Source organism: Paenibacillus sp. FSL H3-0333, from assembly GCF_038002805.1.
GTDB lineage: Bacteria > Bacillota > Bacilli > Paenibacillales > Paenibacillaceae > Paenibacillus_AQ > Paenibacillus_AQ silagei.
Genome location: NZ_JBBODG010000001.1, coordinates 6,112,877 through 6,130,446, shown reverse-complemented (window position 1 = coordinate 6,130,446; position 17,570 = coordinate 6,112,877). Strand labels below are relative to the sequence as shown.

15 protein-coding genes are annotated in these 17,570 nt (G+C 52.7%); all 15 read left to right on the top strand.

Annotated elements, in window-relative coordinates; genetic code table 11:
• Positions 1-293 precede the first annotated feature (293 nt).
• The 15 genes from thrS to glnA all read left to right on the top strand — a co-directional run bounded on the left by thrS (position 294) and on the right by glnA (position 17,169).
• Entirely contained in the window at positions 294-2,231 is a 1,938-nt protein-coding gene (gene thrS / locus MHH78_RS27065) for a threonine--tRNA ligase (protein WP_341169435.1), read from the top strand.
• A 171-nt stretch (positions 2,232-2,402) separates the two neighbouring features.
• Positions 2,403-3,104 (top strand): 3D domain-containing protein, encoded by a 702-nt coding sequence (locus MHH78_RS27060; RefSeq protein WP_445667978.1) that lies wholly within the window; start codon positions 2,403-2,405, stop codon positions 3,102-3,104.
• A gap of 135 nt (positions 3,105-3,239) precedes the next feature.
• Positions 3,240-3,386, top strand: a complete 147-nt coding sequence (locus MHH78_RS27055) for a hypothetical protein (protein WP_200869501.1) — start codon at positions 3,240-3,242, stop codon at positions 3,384-3,386.
• A 236-nt stretch (positions 3,387-3,622) separates the two neighbouring features.
• Complete coding sequence (liaF, locus tag MHH78_RS27050; protein ID WP_341169433.1) at positions 3,623-4,702, top strand: cell wall-active antibiotics response protein LiaF; 1,080 nt, start codon at positions 3,623-3,625, stop codon at positions 4,700-4,702.
• Positions 4,703-5,767, top strand: a complete 1,065-nt coding sequence (locus tag MHH78_RS27045) for a sensor histidine kinase (RefSeq protein WP_341169432.1) — start codon at positions 4,703-4,705, stop codon at positions 5,765-5,767.
• 63 nt (positions 5,768-5,830) lie between these two features.
• On the top strand, positions 5,831-6,484 hold the full coding sequence (locus MHH78_RS27040) for a response regulator (RefSeq protein ID WP_036722382.1): 654 nt from the start codon (positions 5,831-5,833) through the stop codon (positions 6,482-6,484).
• A gap of 99 nt (positions 6,485-6,583) precedes the next feature.
• A complete protein-coding gene (locus tag MHH78_RS27035; protein WP_341170387.1) occupies positions 6,584-7,579 on the top strand; it encodes an ROK family protein in 996 nt (331 codons plus the stop codon).
• 154 nt (positions 7,580-7,733) lie between these two features.
• Positions 7,734-8,945 carry an MFS transporter gene (locus MHH78_RS27030; RefSeq protein WP_341169431.1) on the top strand — a complete coding sequence of 404 codons (1,212 nt, stop codon included), beginning with the start codon at positions 7,734-7,736 and terminating at the stop codon, positions 8,943-8,945.
• Between the two features lie 263 nt (positions 8,946-9,208).
• On the top strand, positions 9,209-10,870 hold the full coding sequence (locus tag MHH78_RS27025) for a S1C family serine protease (protein WP_076079772.1): 1,662 nt from the start codon (positions 9,209-9,211) through the stop codon (positions 10,868-10,870).
• Between the two features lie 130 nt (positions 10,871-11,000).
• The gene (locus MHH78_RS27020; RefSeq protein WP_076079773.1) at positions 11,001-11,687 is read left to right on the top strand and encodes a response regulator transcription factor; all 687 of its coding nucleotides are present in this window, start codon (positions 11,001-11,003) and stop codon (positions 11,685-11,687) included.
• 1 nt (position 11,688) lies between these two features.
• Complete coding sequence (locus MHH78_RS27015) at positions 11,689-13,140, top strand: sensor histidine kinase (RefSeq protein WP_341169430.1); 1,452 nt, start codon at positions 11,689-11,691, stop codon at positions 13,138-13,140.
• Positions 13,141-13,197: 57 nt separating this feature from the next.
• Positions 13,198-14,154, top strand: a complete 957-nt coding sequence (locus MHH78_RS27010; RefSeq protein ID WP_341169429.1) for a 4-hydroxy-3-methylbut-2-enyl diphosphate reductase — start codon at positions 13,198-13,200, stop codon at positions 14,152-14,154.
• Between the two features lie 262 nt (positions 14,155-14,416).
• Positions 14,417-15,463, top strand: coding sequence for a 3-deoxy-7-phosphoheptulonate synthase (aroF, locus tag MHH78_RS27005; protein WP_036722366.1), 1,047 nt, complete (start codon positions 14,417-14,419; stop codon positions 15,461-15,463).
• 13 nt (positions 15,464-15,476) lie between these two features.
• The gene (locus tag MHH78_RS27000; RefSeq protein ID WP_076079776.1) at positions 15,477-15,755 is read left to right on the top strand and encodes a hypothetical protein; all 279 of its coding nucleotides are present in this window, start codon (positions 15,477-15,479) and stop codon (positions 15,753-15,755) included.
• A complete protein-coding gene (glnA, locus tag MHH78_RS26995; protein ID WP_036722362.1) occupies positions 15,745-17,169 on the top strand; it encodes a type I glutamate--ammonia ligase in 1,425 nt (474 codons plus the stop codon). The genes MHH78_RS27000 and glnA overlap by 11 nt, the downstream gene beginning before the upstream one ends.
• The last annotated feature ends 401 nt before the right edge of the window (positions 17,170-17,570 follow it).

The window sequence follows — 17,570 nt, the reverse complement described above, 5'->3', positions numbered from 1 at the left end:
CAACTTCCTCCGGTACCGGCTGTTGGTTTACCCCTTTGTAGCTGCGGTTATGAACTCCTGACGGCTTCCGTACTCCGGAACCTTAACGGATAGTAAGAACCGCCGGTTCATGGCCGTTATCCCCATGCTAACGAAGGATTATATTCTGCAGTGAAGCATAAGCAGCTGCTGCAAGGATAGATCGAATTTGGGTGGAATCACGGGTGCAATCACTCGTCCCTTTGCGGGACGGGTGTTTTTTGTGTGAAGAGTTCAGCGAAGTATAACCCAACAAACCTTAGGAGGAAGTAATCATGTCAGTAAATATTAAGCTTCCGGACGGATCGGTCCGGGAATACGCAGACGGCAGCAGCATTGATGATGTAGCCGCCTCTATCAGCAGCGGACTGCGCAAGAACGCTGCAGCAGGCAAGCTCAACGGGATTGTCGTAGACCTGTCAACACCGCTGCAGGAAGGCGATCTGGTAGAGATCGTAACCCTTGATTCGCCGGAAGGTCTCGAAGTGATGCGCCACAGTACAGCTCACCTGATGGCGCAGGCAGTTAGACGCCTGTTCGGCACCAAGGAAGTGAAGCTTGGAGTAGGTCCTGTGATCGAAGACGGCTTCTATTATGATATGGACCTGGAGCATCCGCTCAATCCCGAGGATCTGCTGAAGATCGAGAAGGAAATGGACCGCATCGTCTCGGAGAATCTGCCGATTGTCCGCCATGAGGTCAGCCGGGGGGAAGCACTGGAGCGCTTCGGCGAGCTGGGTGATCCTTACAAGCTGGAGCTGATTGAAGCTCTGCCGGAAGACAGTGTCATCACGATCTATGAGCAGGGCGAATTCTTCGACCTCTGCCGTGGCCCGCATTTGCCGTCTACGGCCAAGATCAAGGTATTCAAGCTGATGAATGTGGCCGGGGCTTACTGGCGCGGGGACAGCAAGAATAAGATGCTGCAGCGTGTCTACGGCACAGCCTGGATCAAGAAGGCACAGCTGGATGAGCATCTGCGCCTGCTGGAGGAAGCGAAGAAGCGCGACCACCGGAAGCTGGGCAAGGAGCTGGAGATTTTCACCTTCAACCAGTTAGTTGGACAAGGCCTGCCGATCTGGCTGCCTAAGGGCGCGAAGCTGCGCAGTATTCTGGAGCGTTATATTGTTGATCTGGAAGCAAGCCTTGGATACCAGCATGTCTACACTCCTGTACTGGGGAACGTAGAGCTGTACAAGACTTCCGGGCACTGGGAGCACTATCAGGAAGATATGTTCCCTAAGATGACTATCGATAATGAAGAGTTCGTGCTGCGCCCGATGAACTGCCCGCACCATATGATGATCTACAGGAGCTCGATGCACAGCTACCGCGATCTGCCGATCCGTATTGCCGAGCTTGGAATTCAGCACCGTTATGAAATGTCGGGAGCCTTGACAGGTCTGCACCGCGTGCGTTCCATGACGCTGAATGACTCACATATCTTCTGCCGTCTGGACCAGATCAAGGGCGAGTTCATCCGCGTGCTGGAATTGATTAAGCAGGTATACAGCGACTTCGGGATTGAAGATTACCGGTTCCGCCTGTCCTATCGTGATCCTAAGGATACTGAGAAATATTATGCCAACGACGAGATGTGGGAGACTGCACAGCGTATGCTGCGTGAGGTAGTCGAAGAAGCCGGACTGCCGTTCTACGAAGCCGAAGGCGAAGCAGCCTTCTATGGTCCGAAGCTCGATGTGCAGATTAAGACTGTACTCGGCAAAGAAGAGACACTCTCGACCGTACAGATTGACTTCCTGCTGCCGGAACGCTTTGAGCTGGAATATGTCGGCGACGACGGCCAGAAGCACCGTCCGGTTGTCCTGCACCGCGGGATTCTGGGAACGATGGAACGGTTCGTAGCCTTCCTGCTGGAGAACTTTGCCGGTTCACTGCCGCTCTGGCTGTCTCCGCAGCAGGTGAAGATTATTCCTGTATCGTCAGCCTTCGACGACTATGCGAAGGAAGTGGAAGCGAAGCTGCTGCGCAGCGGCATCCGTGCGGAAGTGGATTTACGCAATGAGAAGATGGGCTACAAGATCCGTGAAGCTCAGCTCGAGAAGCTGCCGTACATGTTCGTGGTCGGCGAGAACGAGATGAATGCGGGCAGCGTAGCAATCCGTAAACGCGGCGAAGGGGATATCGGTGCCCAACCTTTGCAGGAAGCGATTGATTCACTTGCACAGGAAATTGCCGGACGTGTAATCTAATACAGTCTGTTCATTGAACCTCTGTTATAAGCCTCATGAGACCGCTATGGCGCGGTGTCATGTATAAAGTTTTGTGAATCGGGAAACCCTCGTACTATGGGGAGGGTTTAACTAATGAACAAAATGGGCTTATACCAGAGGTTTTGGTGTCTATTCGTCACGATCGTCCTTATGCTGACCGCTGCCGGGATCTTCCCGGATTATGTGCGCAAGTCGGCTCAGGCGAGAGGGATGGAGGACACTGCAGGGCAGCATGGAAGCAGCATACAGAAGCAGTCACCCGTTGATCGTCAGCAGGCAGGCTCAGCATCCCGTCTTGGAGGCTCTTCAAGAGCCGTACAGCCGGATGCCGCAGACAAAGCTGCTAAGCCAGAGGTACAGGCAGCTAAGCCTAAGAATGCTGTCAAAGCCCCCGGCTCGGTACCGGTAGCCGCTCCGGCTCCAGAGCAGATTATCACTTCTCTGAAAGTAATGGCGACCGGCTATACAGCCGGATACGAATCCACCGGCAAGACCGCTAAGCATCCGGAGTACGGGATTACGTATTCAGGAGTGAAGGTACGGCGGGACAAGAATGCGGTATCCACGATTGCAGCGGACCCGAAGGTGCTGCCGCTGGGAAGTATTTTATATATACCGGGTTATGGATATGGAATTGTGGCCGATACCGGATCGGCAATCAAAGGGCGCAAGATCGATCTCTACTTCAGCACCACCAAGCAGGTCTACAAGGAATGGGGCAAGAAGTCGGTTGTGGTTCAAGTGATCAAACGCGGCGACGGCAAATGCACGGAAAGTATGCTGAAGAGCCTTGGCCACGCCATCCAGACTTATAATGCAGTTCCGCAATATTTGCTGGAAGAAGCTATTTAACGGATGCTTTCGCTGGACAAATCCGGGAGTTTGAATTTATTTTCACGTGAGCATGCATAATACAGCGGGCTGCTTCCCATAATATCGACTGGGGCAAATACTTGCTTCTTCCGATACAATAGGGAGGTGATTCTCGTGGCTAATTCCAAGAAACCAAAGGTACAAGAAAACTTCAAAACACCAAATGAAAAATACAATGCAGAGTTCGCTGTTGAAAATGACGGTGCAACTAAGCAAAGCAGCTCTTCTATGACCAAACCGGCTCAGAAACCGCAGCAGTAATGCTGGGTTCCCGGTAAGCTTCTGAAGCAACAAGCTGTCCTGCCATGTCCGGATTACGGGCTGGGGGGCAGCTTTTTTATGCGTTTATAATTTAACTTATTATTCCAGTTGTCTCGGTCTGGAGACTGAGATGCGGTTCCTTCTTACGCCGCTGTTCTCCGCCGCATTCTTCCTGTAGACTAAGGGTATAAGTGTTCAAGAGGAAGAGTTGTATTTACGACAAGGAGGATGACATTATGAAACGAAGGTTCACCAGCCAGGTACTCGGAGGCCTGCTCCTCATCGGTCTTGGAGGAATGTTCCTGCTCCGGCAGATGGGCTATACGGATTTCAGTCTGGGTTCACTGATCTCCACCTATTGGCCGGTTATTCTGATCGTGATGGGCGTACAACGGTTTTTGGCCTCGGATGAGGAGCGTTCAAGATTCTCTGCAACACTCGGCGGATTTATATATCTGGCGATCGGTGTGTTTTTCCTGGGACGGAATTTAGACTGGTTCTACTATTCGGCAAGCGACTTCTTCAAAATGTTGATTCCGGTCATGCTGATCGGCGGCGGATTATCCGTCATCTTCAGACCGCGGCCGGGTACTCCGCCAATACCTCCGGCACCGCCTTCACCGCCCGGCTACTACCCGCCTGGACCCGGTAAGAGTCCGCTGGATACAGCGCCGCCCGCTCCGCTCGAATCTACGCTCGATCAGCAGTTCGAGCAGAAATTCGGCAAGCCGGCTGGCAGCGCGGACCGGAACTGGAATGATTATCTGCATAAGAATGAGGAAGACGCAGACGGTAACCCGCTGCATGCCTCGGCAGATACCCGCTGGCAGGAGAAGCAGGAGCGTCAGGAGCGCAGACGCCAGGAGCGTCAGGAACGGCATGCCCGCCGTCATGGCGAATGGCATGAGGAGTTCCAGGATTCCGGGAATGATAAGGATGCGACGAACCGCTCGGCTTTTATCGGTGATGTGCATATGGGCAAGGAGCATTTTCAACTGAAGCGGACCAATATTTCCCAGTTTATCGGGGATACGGTGCTGGACCTGACCAATGCGCAGATTCCTTACGGCGAGACCAAGATTAATATCTCTGCTTTTGTCGGCGACATTAAGGTATACATTCCAGACGATATGGATCTCGGGGTGTCTGTGAATGGCAGCTCGTTCATCGGTGATATGCAGGTGCTTGAGCAGTCGCGCAGCGGGTTCATGAGCAATGTGCAGTGCAAGACGCCGTATTACAAGGAATCGGGCAAAAAGGTCCGTATCAACGTTAGCTGCTTCATCGGTGACGTTAAAGTTAAAACGGTGGGTTAAATGGGGATCTTCAGTAATACCAAGTGGATGCTGCTGGTGTATTTCCTGCTTAGCGGCGGGGTGACAGCGGGGCTGATGTATGCGGGGACATGCCTGGGCTATATTCAGGTGGTGGATACCCGGATGTGGATCTACCTGTGTCTGGGCATTGTACTGTTCACAGTTATCATCGGCTACATCGCCGGTCAGCGGATTCAGCGGCGGATCGATCATCTGGATCTGAATATGCTGCAGGTGGCTAAGGGCAATATGTCGGTGCGGATGCCGGAGAGCGAGGACCAGTCTTTCGCACGTGTCTACCATGAGTTCAACATCATGATGGATACGGTCGAGAAGAAGATGAAGCGGCTTCAGCAGCTCGGAGAACAGGAAGTTATTGAGAAGGAAAAGGCAGCGGAGAGTGCGGTACTGGAAGAGCGCAGGCGTATGGCCCGGGATCTGCATGATACGGTGAGCCAGCAGCTGTTCGCTATTCACATGTCCGCCTCCTCGCTGCCTAAAGTGCTTGAACGCAGCGCTGAGCACGGCAGGACGGTGATGGATCAGCTGATCAGCATGTCCCAGATGGCGCAGAAGCAGATGAGGGCGCTGATCGCACAGCTGCGTCCGGTGGAGCTGGAGGGGCGCAATCTGTTCGAGGCACTGGAGAAGTGGTTCCCGGATTACTGCCGCCAGAACGGGCTCAAAGGGGTGAAGGAGCTCGAGCTTCAGGGTGAGCTGTCCGAAGCCATTGAGCATCAGCTGTTCCTGATTATTCAGGAATCAATGGCGAATATCGTGAAGCATGCCGGTGCACGGGTGGTCAGTCTGTCCCTGCGGGAGGTGCCGCGCCAGGTGGTGCTGAGCATCAGCGATGACGGTCAGGGCTTCGAGCACGTGCAGCACAAGCAAGGCTCCTACGGGCTCACGACTATGCGTGAGCGTGCCGAGAAGCTCGGCGGTCAGGTCGAGATTATCAGCCGCAGGGGAGCGGGAACGACGATCCGCGTACATATTCCAAAGTTTGTCCAAGGCCGCGCGGAGACCGCTGCTGACGGGATTGAGGCCGATTCTGAAGAGGCTTGATGGGCTCGGCGGTGATGAAGGCGGGGCTGAATCATGCTTACACAATGTTAGGGGGAGTACAGAATGAGTCTCGTAAAAGTACTGCTTGTAGATGATCACGATATGGTGAGAATGGGCCTCAAAACCTATCTGATGCTGGACCCGATGTTTGAAGTGATCGGAGAAGCGGCCAACGGTCATGAAGCGCTGGCGATGCTGCGCGAGCTGGGACAGGAGTCGCTGCCGGATCTGGTGCTGATGGATCTGATGATGCCGGTGATGAACGGGGCTGAGACCACCCGCGCGGTCCTGGCTGAATTCCCCGGGCTCAAGATCGTCATCCTTACCAGCTTCCTGGAGGACGATCTGGTGGTCGATGCGATTGAAGCCGGGGCTGTCAGCTATGTGCTGAAGACCGTCTCGGCAGAAGAGCTGATCTACGCGCTCCAAGGCGCCTATCGCGGCATGCCGGTGATGACTGGCGATGTGTCGCAGGCGCTGACCCGCGGCATCCGCCAGCGCACGGTCCAGGGCGACACCTCCGGCTTGACCGAGCGGGAGAAGGAAGTGCTGCTGCTAATCGCCGAGGGCAAGACGAATAAGGATATCGGCGAGGAGCTGCATATCAGCATCAAGACCGTGAAGACCCATGTCAGCAATCTGCTGATGAAATGCGAGCTGGATGACCGCACCCAGCTGGCGATTTACGCCCACCGCAAGGGCTGGGCGCAGGGGTAGCAGCTGCGGGTTTTTTGACTAAAACTTCTCTGGAGTCACGGCTAATTCCAAAACATAAAAACATTAGTTCAATTTATATAGTGAACCGATAAGGAGGCTATCCGAATAGCAAACGCTAATCTGATGAAGGAAATTAACCTGAATAATGTGCGCCAGGTGATGAAACGTATGGAGACGGCTACAAAACCCCAGCTAGCTGCACTGACCAAGCTAAGCGTAGTAACTGTGAACTCATTAGTTAAGGAGCTGTCCGAGTTAGGGGAGTTGTTTGAAGACTTGGTGGTGCCTTCCAACGGGGGCAGACCCGCACAGACCTATCGCTTTAATTACGATTTCAGTCTCGCGTTGGTGATGTACGTGACAGAAAAAGCGGGAAAAGTATTGATCTCCGCCGCAGTGATCAATTTGAAGGACGATATTCTGATGAAGGATGAGCATATCATCCCGGTTTTCGAAAGAGATTTTTGCTATTCAATTATTGAACATGCCCTGAACCAGTATCCTTCCATCAAGGTCATTGGCATAGGTATTCCGGGACAGGCGGTAAACGGTGAAATTAAGGTTAGCAGTCTCCGGGAGCTGACGGGCACCCGGTTTATAGAAGAGATTGAGACCCGGTTTGGGCTGCCTATTCTGGTGGAGAATGATGTGAATGCCGCGATCAGCGGATATTGCATGAAGCATAGCGAAGGCGAAGAGCAATATTTACTGGGTCTCTACTTTCCGAACGGGTACCCGCCGGGTATGGGGATCTACCTGCACGGCAGCATCCTGAAAGGAAATCAGGGGATGTCAGGAGAGGTAAAGTTCCTTCCCGATATGCCTGAGTGGAGCCTGGAGATGACCCCGGACATATTCATAGCTGCAACCTGCAGGATCTTACAGACGGTGAATGCTGTGCTGGCCCCGGATAGAATTGTCATCTATCAGGACAGAGTGGAGGATTCCGTCTGGACATCGGCCTGGACAGCCTATCAGCTTCAGCACCCCATGCCTGTTTATCCGGAAGTCGTCTTACAGCATACCTTTCAGGAAGATTTCGAGCACGGTCTGCGCAGGCTGACCCTGAAGGAGTTAGAGCCGGAGCCCGTTTAGACCTAACGTACTAAGAACCCTTGTTAACTACAGGGGTTTTTTGTTGTTTTCTGGATAAGTAAAACAGCATCTTGACAAAAAATAAGAGAGAGAACATACTTAATATATATACTTTATAAAGTTTATTTATTAAGTGGCTTTAGGAGGAGAATCTTTGTCTACGTATTTTTTGATTATTATTTATCTGGCTTTTATTAGTCTGGGACTTCCCGATTCTTTACTTGGCTCTGCGTGGCCTGTGATCTGGCCAGAGATGGGTTCATCGCTGGGGTCGGCGGGAATCATCTCGATGATTATTGCCGGAGGGACCATCGTGTCCAGTCTGTTCAGCAACACAATCGTGAAGCGCCTGGGGACAGGACGAAGTACCTTTGTCAGTTGCCTCTTAACCGCCGCCTCATTGTTCGGATTCTCCGTGTCTCCATCTGTGTTGTGGTTCATTGTAATGGCCGTTCCGCTGGGTCTTGGGGCAGGTGCAGTGGACGCGGCACTGAATCATTATGTGGCTGAACATTACAAGGCTCATCATATGAGCTGGCTGCACTGCTTCTGGGGCGTAGGCGCGACCCTGGGACCCATGATTATGGCAGTCAATCTCGTACACGCCCAGTCCTGGAGAGGGGGATATGCGGTTGTGGCCATCATTCAGTTCGGATTCGCAATGCTTCTGTTAGTGACACTTCCGTTATGGAAAAAGGTTGCTGCCACGCGCGAGCCTCAGCTTCCCGCAGCGCTTAGCGGCAATCTTCCAGATGAAGCAGCTGTGAACCTTAAGCCGCAGGCGAACACCCTCCGCTTGCAGGGCGTTAAGCCTACTCTGTTGACGTTCTTGTTGTACTGCGGGATAGAAGCAATGGTTGGACTGTGGGGCGCCAGTTATCTGGTAGGCGCAAGGGGAGTTGCGCCAGATACAGCAGCGGCTTGGATCTCCGTATACTACGCGGGTATTACAGTTGGCAGGCTGATTACCGGCTTCATCACTTTAAAAGTCCATAACCGCCTGCTTATCCGTTACGGTCAATTGGTGACCATTATAGGCGGAGCTATTCTTGTAATCCCGCTCCAACCGGCCCTCTCGCTTGCAGGCCTGATATTGATTGGTCTTGGCCTCGCACCGGTTTATCCGGGTCTCCTGCATGAGACGCCGGCCCGGTTCGGCAAGGAGAATGCAGCCCGCTTAATCGGGTATCAGATGGCGGTAGCCTATACGGGGACAACGTTAATTCCGCCGTTATTCGGACTTTTATCCGTGCGCACCAGCATTGCCGTTTTCCCCTTTGCTGTACTTACGTTACTGATCTTCATGTTCGGCAGTACAGAACGGGTGAACCGGCTATTGGGCCAATCCACTTTAGGGAGGGAATAAACGGATGGCTTATATTCTTATATGCGCAATCATCTGGCTGGCTGCCTACTTTCATATGGCCGCATTCAAAGAACCTATGGAGGTGAAGCCTATCCGTAGTGTAGAAGATCTGTTTGATTAATCAACGATCCATCATCGTCTAGGTATCTTTTATCTCCGCTTAAATTGTTTTTAATGTGACCTTAAGGTTTACAGTACAAAATAAGGACATCAAAACAAATAACACTTTGCCTGACACGGCAAGGCGCGGGAGGAAAGTAAACATGGACGATAACAAAAACAACTTCAATCGTGAGAACAACTACAATCGTGATCATGAACCGGGACCGGATCGTGAATGGGACAATAATCATAATGATACTGATAACAGCACTAATTCATCCGCAGAAGGCGGCTCCTACTACTATTCTTACGGACCTTTCAAATCGTTGAACAATGATGAGATGAACGGCAATGACCCGCAGCATTATAACCGCCGCGATCCCGAGCGGGTAGAGGTTACACCGCCACAGCCGGTGAAGTCCTTACCGTATAACACATCGCTTCGCACTACCGGCAATGACGGGAACGGCGGACGCGGCGGCAATCCTCCTGAGGGGGGCAACGGCTGGCAGTACAACCGTAAGCCGAAGAAGCCGGTGAAGGCGGTACTGGTATCTTTTCTCGCCGGAATGGTAGTCTTATCAGGCTCCATGTTCATGGCAGACCGGGGGAACTGGTTCACCGGAGGCCAGGAGGCAGCCACGGTTGCAACGAATCCGGCAGGGAAGACGGCAAGCGGCAATGCTAATATTACACCTTCCACTTCCGCAGCGGCGCTGGTCACCGGCTCGGGAGATGTATCCGGCGTAGTTGAGGGGGTAGGGCCGGCAGTCGTCAAGATTGAGACGCTGGTGAAATCCAACAACTCGCGGAACAGAAGCAGCAGTCCGAATATGAGCGATCCGTTCTCACAGTTCTTCTTCGGTGATCAATTCGGCGGCGGAGGTTCCGGTTCGAATAATTCGGAATCCCAGCCGGGCTCGAATAATTCTTCTCCGCAGCTTACACCTTACGGTATTGGCACAGGCTTCATCTATAATTCGAACGGTTATATCCTGACCAATCAGCACGTGGTAGATGGCGCCGATGTCATCCAGGTTACCGTTGACGGCACCTCCAAGACTTATGAAGCGAAGCTGTTGGGCTCCAGCAAGGATCTCGATCTCGCTGTACTGAAGATTGAAGGCTCGGACTTCCCTTCTGTAGCGCTTGGCGATTCCGACAGCATCAAGGTAGGCTCTGAGGTCGTGGCGATTGGTAACCCGCAGGGCTTCGACCATACAGTGACAACCGGGGTGCTCAGTGCCAGAGGCCGCAGCATCGATATTGCCGAAGAAGACGGCAGTGGTACAAAAACCTATAAAAACCTGCTGCAGACTGACGCCTCCATTAACCCGGGGAACTCCGGCGGACCGCTGCTCAACATGAACGGCCAGGTCATTGGTATGAACGTTGCAGTAAGCAGAGACGCTCAGGGTATCGGTTTTGCCATTCCGGTAAATACCATTAAAGGCGTAGTAGATAAGCTTGAAGCCAATCAGGAAATTCCGAAGGAACCGGTACCATTCATTGGGGCTACCTTGATGACGATTACCGATGAAGTTGCCAAGCAAATGGGGACAACGATTAAAGAAGGCTCTGTAGTAGCTGAAATTGTCTTTAAATCTCCTGCTTATACAGCGGATCTGCGTCCTTACGATATCATTACAGGAATTGACGGAAAGAGCTACGCTACCAGCCAGGATCTGATCACTTACATCCAGACGCTTAAGGTAGGCGATAAGGCGACTCTGAATGTGGTCCGTGACGGCAAGAAGCTGGATCTGCCGGTAACGATCGGCAACAAGAATGATTTCGAGACCACGCAGACTCAGAAGCAATAAGCACATCATGCGGTGGGCGTTAGAGCGGAAGGGGCAACCCTTCCGCTCTGTGCTGTTCGTGTACGGATGCGGAGAGACTGGTGCATCTGATACAATAGAGATATATGAAAGAGACAATGGGGGCTGCCGGATGCGACCGAATATACTAATAATTGATGATGATGAGAAAATAACCTCTATGCTCCGCCGCGGGCTGGCCTTTGAGGGCTATGATGTCAAGACGGCATCCAATGGGGCTGACGGGCTGCGTGCCGTTCTGAACAGTGATCCCGATGTGGTCATTCTGGATGTTATGATGCCCCAGGTGGACGGGTTCGAGGTATGCCGCCGTCTGCGGGAGGGCGGGAGCAGCGTTCCTGTGCTGATGCTGACGGCAAAGGATGAAATCGAGCACCGGGTGAAGGGGCTGGACCTCGGCGCGGATGATTATCTGGTGAAGCCGTTTGCCCTGGAGGAGCTGCTGGCCCGGGTCCGGGCGCTGCTCCGGCGCAAAAGCGAGCAGGGCGGAAGCCCGGATCAATCGGTCTCCTATGAGGATATTACGCTTGATGTGGATTCGAGGGAGGTAACCCGTGCAGGCCGCCGTCTGGAGCTGACGGCGAAGGAATTCGAGCTGCTGCATCTGTTCATGCAGAATCCGAAGCGGGTGCTCTCCCGCGATCTCATTATGGATAAGATCTGGGGTTACGATTACAGCGGGGAATCGAATGTCCTGGAGGTATATATTGCAATGCTGCGTCAGAAGACAGAGGAGCATGGCGGCAAACGACTGATTCAGACGATCCGGGGAGCCGGTTACATCCTAAGAGGTGACTAATATGTCCATACGTTTGCGGCTTACTGCCTGGTATTCGGGAATTCTGGCTGTTATGCTGCTGGTTTTGTCCGGCGTGATCTATGCGTTCGTCTATATTAATACGTACGGCGATTTGAAGGACCGGCTCCAGAATCTGTCGCAACAGGTAGAATTGAAGGCTGGCCTGACTCAGGACGGAACCCTTCAGCCGATGCTTGGGGGACCGGCGGGTCAGAGCCTGTTTGCCCAAATGTACATTTATGATCTGGACCGGCTGATACCAAGCCCAAATATGACCGAAATTAAACTGAAATTCCAGGTTCCCGCCAAGGAGGACCTGCATAGCCAGGAGGGATTCCTGCAAGCCAGGTATGGCGGCAACCCCTTCCTGATCTATCAGCGGGCGGTTGATGTAACGCTCAACAACAGTCTGCCTGCGCCTGCTGTCCTTCAGGTTGCCGTATATACGGGTGAGCAGGTCACCCTGTTGAACCGTCTGAAGAATATTCTGCTGGCCGGCTCCTTCGCTACCCTGCTCGCAGCCTTCACCTTCGGCCTCTTCCTGGCCCGTAAGGCGATGAGTCCGATTGGCAAGGTCATTGAAGCTGCGAATGGAATACAGACGGGAACTGACCTTAGCTCGCGGATCGTATATGACGGTCCGCAGGATGAGATCGGGCGGCTGATTGAGACGGTGAACAGTATGCTCGGGCGTATGGAGGGCTTCTATACGGGGCTGGAGGAGGCCTATGCCACGCAGCGCCGCTTCGTCTCGGATGCTTCGCATGAGCTGCGGACACCGCTTACAACCATCCGCGGGAATATCGATCTGCTGCAAAAGGTCTGGGAGATGAAGCCGGATGACAGCCGGATGTCCGAGGCGGACATCCGCCAGCTCTCGATTGAATCGGTGAAGGATATTGCTGATGAAGCTGCGCGCATGAGCCGTCTGGTAGCGGATATGCTCTCCCTGGCCCGTGCGGATACAGGCCGGACCTTCGAGATTGAGCCGGTGGCGCTGGAGCCGATGATGACTGAGGTAGCCCGCCGGGCGTCCTTCCTGACGCGCGAAGCGGAGTGGTCTGTAGGTGAGATGGGCCATCTGAACGGTAAGTATATCCTGGGCAACAAGGATTATCTGCAGCAGATGATGTTTATTTTCATTGATAATGCTTTCAAATACACCCCGGCAGGTGAGGTTACGCTGGATGCATTGCTGTATCAGAATCAGGTGGGAATCCGCATTGCCGATACGGGAATCGGGATGGACAAAGATGAGGTGCCGCATATCTTCGACCGCTTCTACCGCGCAGATGAATCCAGAGGAATTACGGAAGGTATCGGGCTCGGACTGTCCATTGCCAAATGGATTATTGAGGAGCATGGAGGCTCTGTTGAGGTGGTCACCCGTCAGGGGGAAGGGACGACCTTTGTGATCTGGCTGCCGCTGCTCTTTGCCCCGCCGCTGGAATAGGGTATAATTGAGTGGCTCCTATTACAGCAGTCATTGACAGCAGAAAGCGGTGAATTCATGGAAGTCATCAAAATCTCTCCCCGGGGTTATTGCTATGGCGTAGTCGATGCTATGGTGATGGCACGGCAGGCTGCGCAGAATCTTGATTTGCCCCGGCCGATTTATATACTGGGCATGATTGTGCACAACAGCCATGTCACGAACTCCTTCGAGGATGACGGAATCATTACGCTGGACGGGCATAACCGTCTGGATATTCTAGATAAAGTAGATAAGGGAACAGTCATCTTCACAGCGCACGGGGTCTCTCCCGAGGTCCGTAAGATGGCACGCGCCAAAGGGCTGACCACGGTGGATGCCACTTGCCCTGATGTGACCAAGACGCATGATCTCATCAAGGAGAAGGTTGATGAGGGCTGCGAGATTATCTATATTGGCAAGAAAGGCCACCCGGAGCCGGAAGGTGCGGTGGGAATTGCGCCGGAGCATGTCCATCTGATCGAGAAGGAAGAGGACATTGCCGGCCTCTCTATCCCTTCCTCACGGATTGTCATTACGAACCAGACCACAATGAGCCAGTGGGATATCAAGCATATTATGCGCAAGCTGCTGGAGACCTTCCCTGGTGCCGAAGTTCATAATGAGATTTGTATGGCTACGCAAGTGCGGCAGGAGGCTGTCGCTGAGCAGGCGGGCCAGTGCGAGCTGGTTATTGTGGTCGGTGATCCGCGCAGCAATAACTCCAACCGCTTGGCGCAGGTATCAGAGGAAATCGCGGGAGTTACGGCTTACCGGATCGCTGACGTCTCCGAGTTGAATACGGGGTGGCTGAAGGGAATTACCAAGGTAGGTGTGACTTCCGGCGCTTCTACGCCGACGCCGATCACCAAGGAAGTCATTAATTATCTGGAGCAGTATGACGAAGCGAAGCCGGAGACCTGGGAGATCAAGCGTACGGTCAATATGGCGAAGCTTCTGCCGCCGGTGAAGAATAAGACGGCCAGCACCAGCTGACAGGTCTGCATAACAATAACGATGAACTCATAGCGGATAACCGGCAGTGCGGCCTGAGAGGGCTGTGCTGCTTTTTTCGTTTTTGCCACATAGAATTCACACGGAACGGGGGAATAGTGGTTGACTGAAAGGGGAATATGCGATAAAATCACTTTAGTGCTTAAAAGCGTACACGCGTCGTAGCGAAATAGTGAATCAGAGAATTAGCAGTGTGCCGGTCTATCCAACAACACTAATACGGGTCCAAAAGGGGAGCTATAATATGATCGTTATTACATCCAACCAAACACCTCAGGAACAGGTGAATGAGATTATTGCCGTGATTGAGAAGGAAGGCTTGCAGGTCCATCTCTCTGTAGGGGCTGACCATACCGTAATCGGACTGGTAGGGGGCGTCACTCCGAAGCTTGCCGAGCATCTTCGCCAGATGAAGGGCGTGGAGAATGTAGTTAAGATTACCAAATCCTATAAGCTGGCGAGCCGAGACTTCCATCCGGAGGATACGGTTATCGATATCCGCGGAGTGAAGATCGGCGGAGAGAATATGGTCGTTATGGGCGGTCCGTGTGCCGTGGAATCTCCGGAGCAGATCGATGAGATTGCCCGGCTGGTCAAGGCTTCCGGCGGCCAGGTACTGCGCGGAGGTGCCTTCAAGCCGCGTACCGGACCTTACAGCTTCCAAGGGGTTGGCGTGGAAGGGCTGACAATGATGGCGGAAGCCGGCAAACGTCACGGCCTGCTGACCATTACTGAGGTCATGACGCCGGAATACGTGGATATCTGTGCCGAGCATGCGGATATTCTGCAGGTAGGTACACGCAACATGCAGAACTTTGACCTGCTGCGCAAGCTGGGGACCTGCGGCCGTCCTGTGCTGTTGAAGCGCGGGTTCAGTGCGACCTATGATGAGCTGCTGAATGCGGCAGAATACATTCTCGCGGGGGGCAACCGGGATGTCATGCTGTGCGAGCGCGGCATCCGTACCTTCGAGACTTACACGCGTAACACGCTGGATCTGTCGGCCATTCCTGTGTTGCAGAACCTCAGCCATCTGCCTGTAATCTCTGACCCGAGCCACGGCACCGGACGCCGCGAACTGGTAGCCCCTATGGCCAAGGCCTCGGTTGCTGCAGGCGCCAACGGTCTGATTATCGAGATGCATACCGACCCCGATAACTCCATGACCGGAGACGGCGTTCAGTCTCTGTTCCCTGAGCAATTCGACAGCCTGCTGCGGGATCTGGAGAAGCTGGCACCGCTGGTGGGCCGCAAGTTCTCTCCGTCTCTGGAGGCTGCGCCTGTAGTATGATTGTCAACGAATAATGACTATTGAACAGCTCTCTTCTCCCGCTTCAGGCTGGAGGATGAGAGCTGTTTTTGCTGCATATTGGACAAAGGTGACATGGAATCCGGATGAAATTGGTATTTTCACCAAAGCGTCAGAATATCTCACATTGTCGCAAGAAATACCTGACATAAGCATTGACGATGTTAGGTATGCGATTTATAATGACGACAGCAAAAAAATAAAAACAAGAACATTTGATACGATGAGCGGCCTAATGTTCGGAATCTGGGGAGGAATTAAGCATGTCGGTTGAAAAAGTATTGCAGACGATCAAGGAAAACAATATCGAGTGGGTGGATTTCCGGTTTGTAGATTTGGGTGGACGTGCTCACCATATCTCTTTGCCAGCATCCGCAGTTGAAGAAGAAACCTTTGTAAATGGAGTAGCATTCGATGGTTCTTCCATTACAGGCTTCCGGGGGATTGAAGAGTCGGATATGGTAATGATGCCTGATCCAAGCACCACTTACATTGACCCGTTCACTGCTCACCCGACACTGAACATTATGTGCGACATTTTCACGCCTGATGGCGAACGTTATGAGCGCGACCCGCGCGGTATCGCAGTGAAGGCTGAAGAATTCCTGCAATCCAGCGGTGTAGGTACAGCAGCATTCTTCGCACCTGAATCCGAGTTCTTCATCTTCGACGATGTCCGTTACGAGAGCGGAATGAACACTTCCTCCTTCTATGTGGATTCCGAAGAAGCAGCATGGAACACTGGCCGCAAGGAAGAAGGCGGCAACATGGCATTCAAGGTTGGCGTGAAGGGCGGATACGTGCCTGTAGCTCCAGTGGATTCCCAGCAGGATATCCGCAGTGAAATGTGCCGTTTGCTTGGTGAAGCCGGCCTCGAAATCGAGCGTCATCATCACGAAGTAGCAACAGCAGGCCAGGCGGAAATCAACTTCCGTTTCGACACCTTGAAGAAAACAGCTGATAATCTCCTCACTTACAAATACATTGTGCAGAACACTGCACGTCAATACGGCAAGGTAGCCACCTTCATGCCAAAACCGCTGTTCGGCGATAACGGTAGCGGAATGCACGTTCACCAATCGATCTTCAACGGCAGCGAGCCTTTGTTCTATGAAAAAGGTGCTTATGCCAACCTGAGTGAAATGGCGCTGCACTACATCGGCGGTATCCTGTATCATGCTCCTGCATTGATCGCGCTGACGAACCCAAGCACCAACTCGTTCAAGCGTCTGGTTCCTGGCTATGAAGCACCGGTCAACCTGGTGTATTCCAAGGGGAACCGTTCCGCTGCTGTCCGTATCCCGGTAGCTGCTGTGACACCTAAGGGCTGTCGTATCGAATTCCGTACACCGGACTCTACGGCTAACCCATACCTGGCCTTCTCCGCTATGCTGATGGCTGGTCTTGACGGAATTAAGAAGAAGATCAACCCTGAAGAAATGGGCTACGGTCCGCTGGACAAGAACATCTACGAATTGTCTGATGCAGACAAAGAGAAGATTCGCAGCGTTCCGGGTACCCTGGACGAAGCTCTGGATGCACTGGAAGCTGACTTCGAATTCCTGACAGAGGGCGGCGTATTCACCAAAGACTTCATCGATAACTATATCGCCCTGAAGCGTTCCGAAGCTCAAGCCGTTGCCATCCGCGTTCATCCGCATGAATACTCCCTGTACTTCGACGTATAAGATAAGCTAATTTAATGTGAATATAGCTATAGCTGCATAGAGAGGCCCCTGGAATCATTGATTCCGGGGGCTTTTTGTGTTTTTTTCGTGTAAACAAACTTTCAGGGGCGGCAGTTCGTGCTGGAGGTTGAGGTGAAAGGTGAAAGGTGGAAGGTGAAAGGTGGAAGGTGAAAGGGATAAATCCCTCTGATTTAGCGGGGAGTTGGCAAATGAGTGAAATAAAAGGGATAAATCCCTCAGATTCAGCGAAAAGTTGGCTGGAAGCTAAAATGAAAGGGATAATTCCCTCTGTTGGTGCTGCTGATGATTAAAGCTGAGGGAGAGTAATGATGAAGAGCAGTAGTGCACCTGAATCCGGCAAAAGTGGGCAAATGAGCTAAATAAAGAGCAGTAGTGCACCT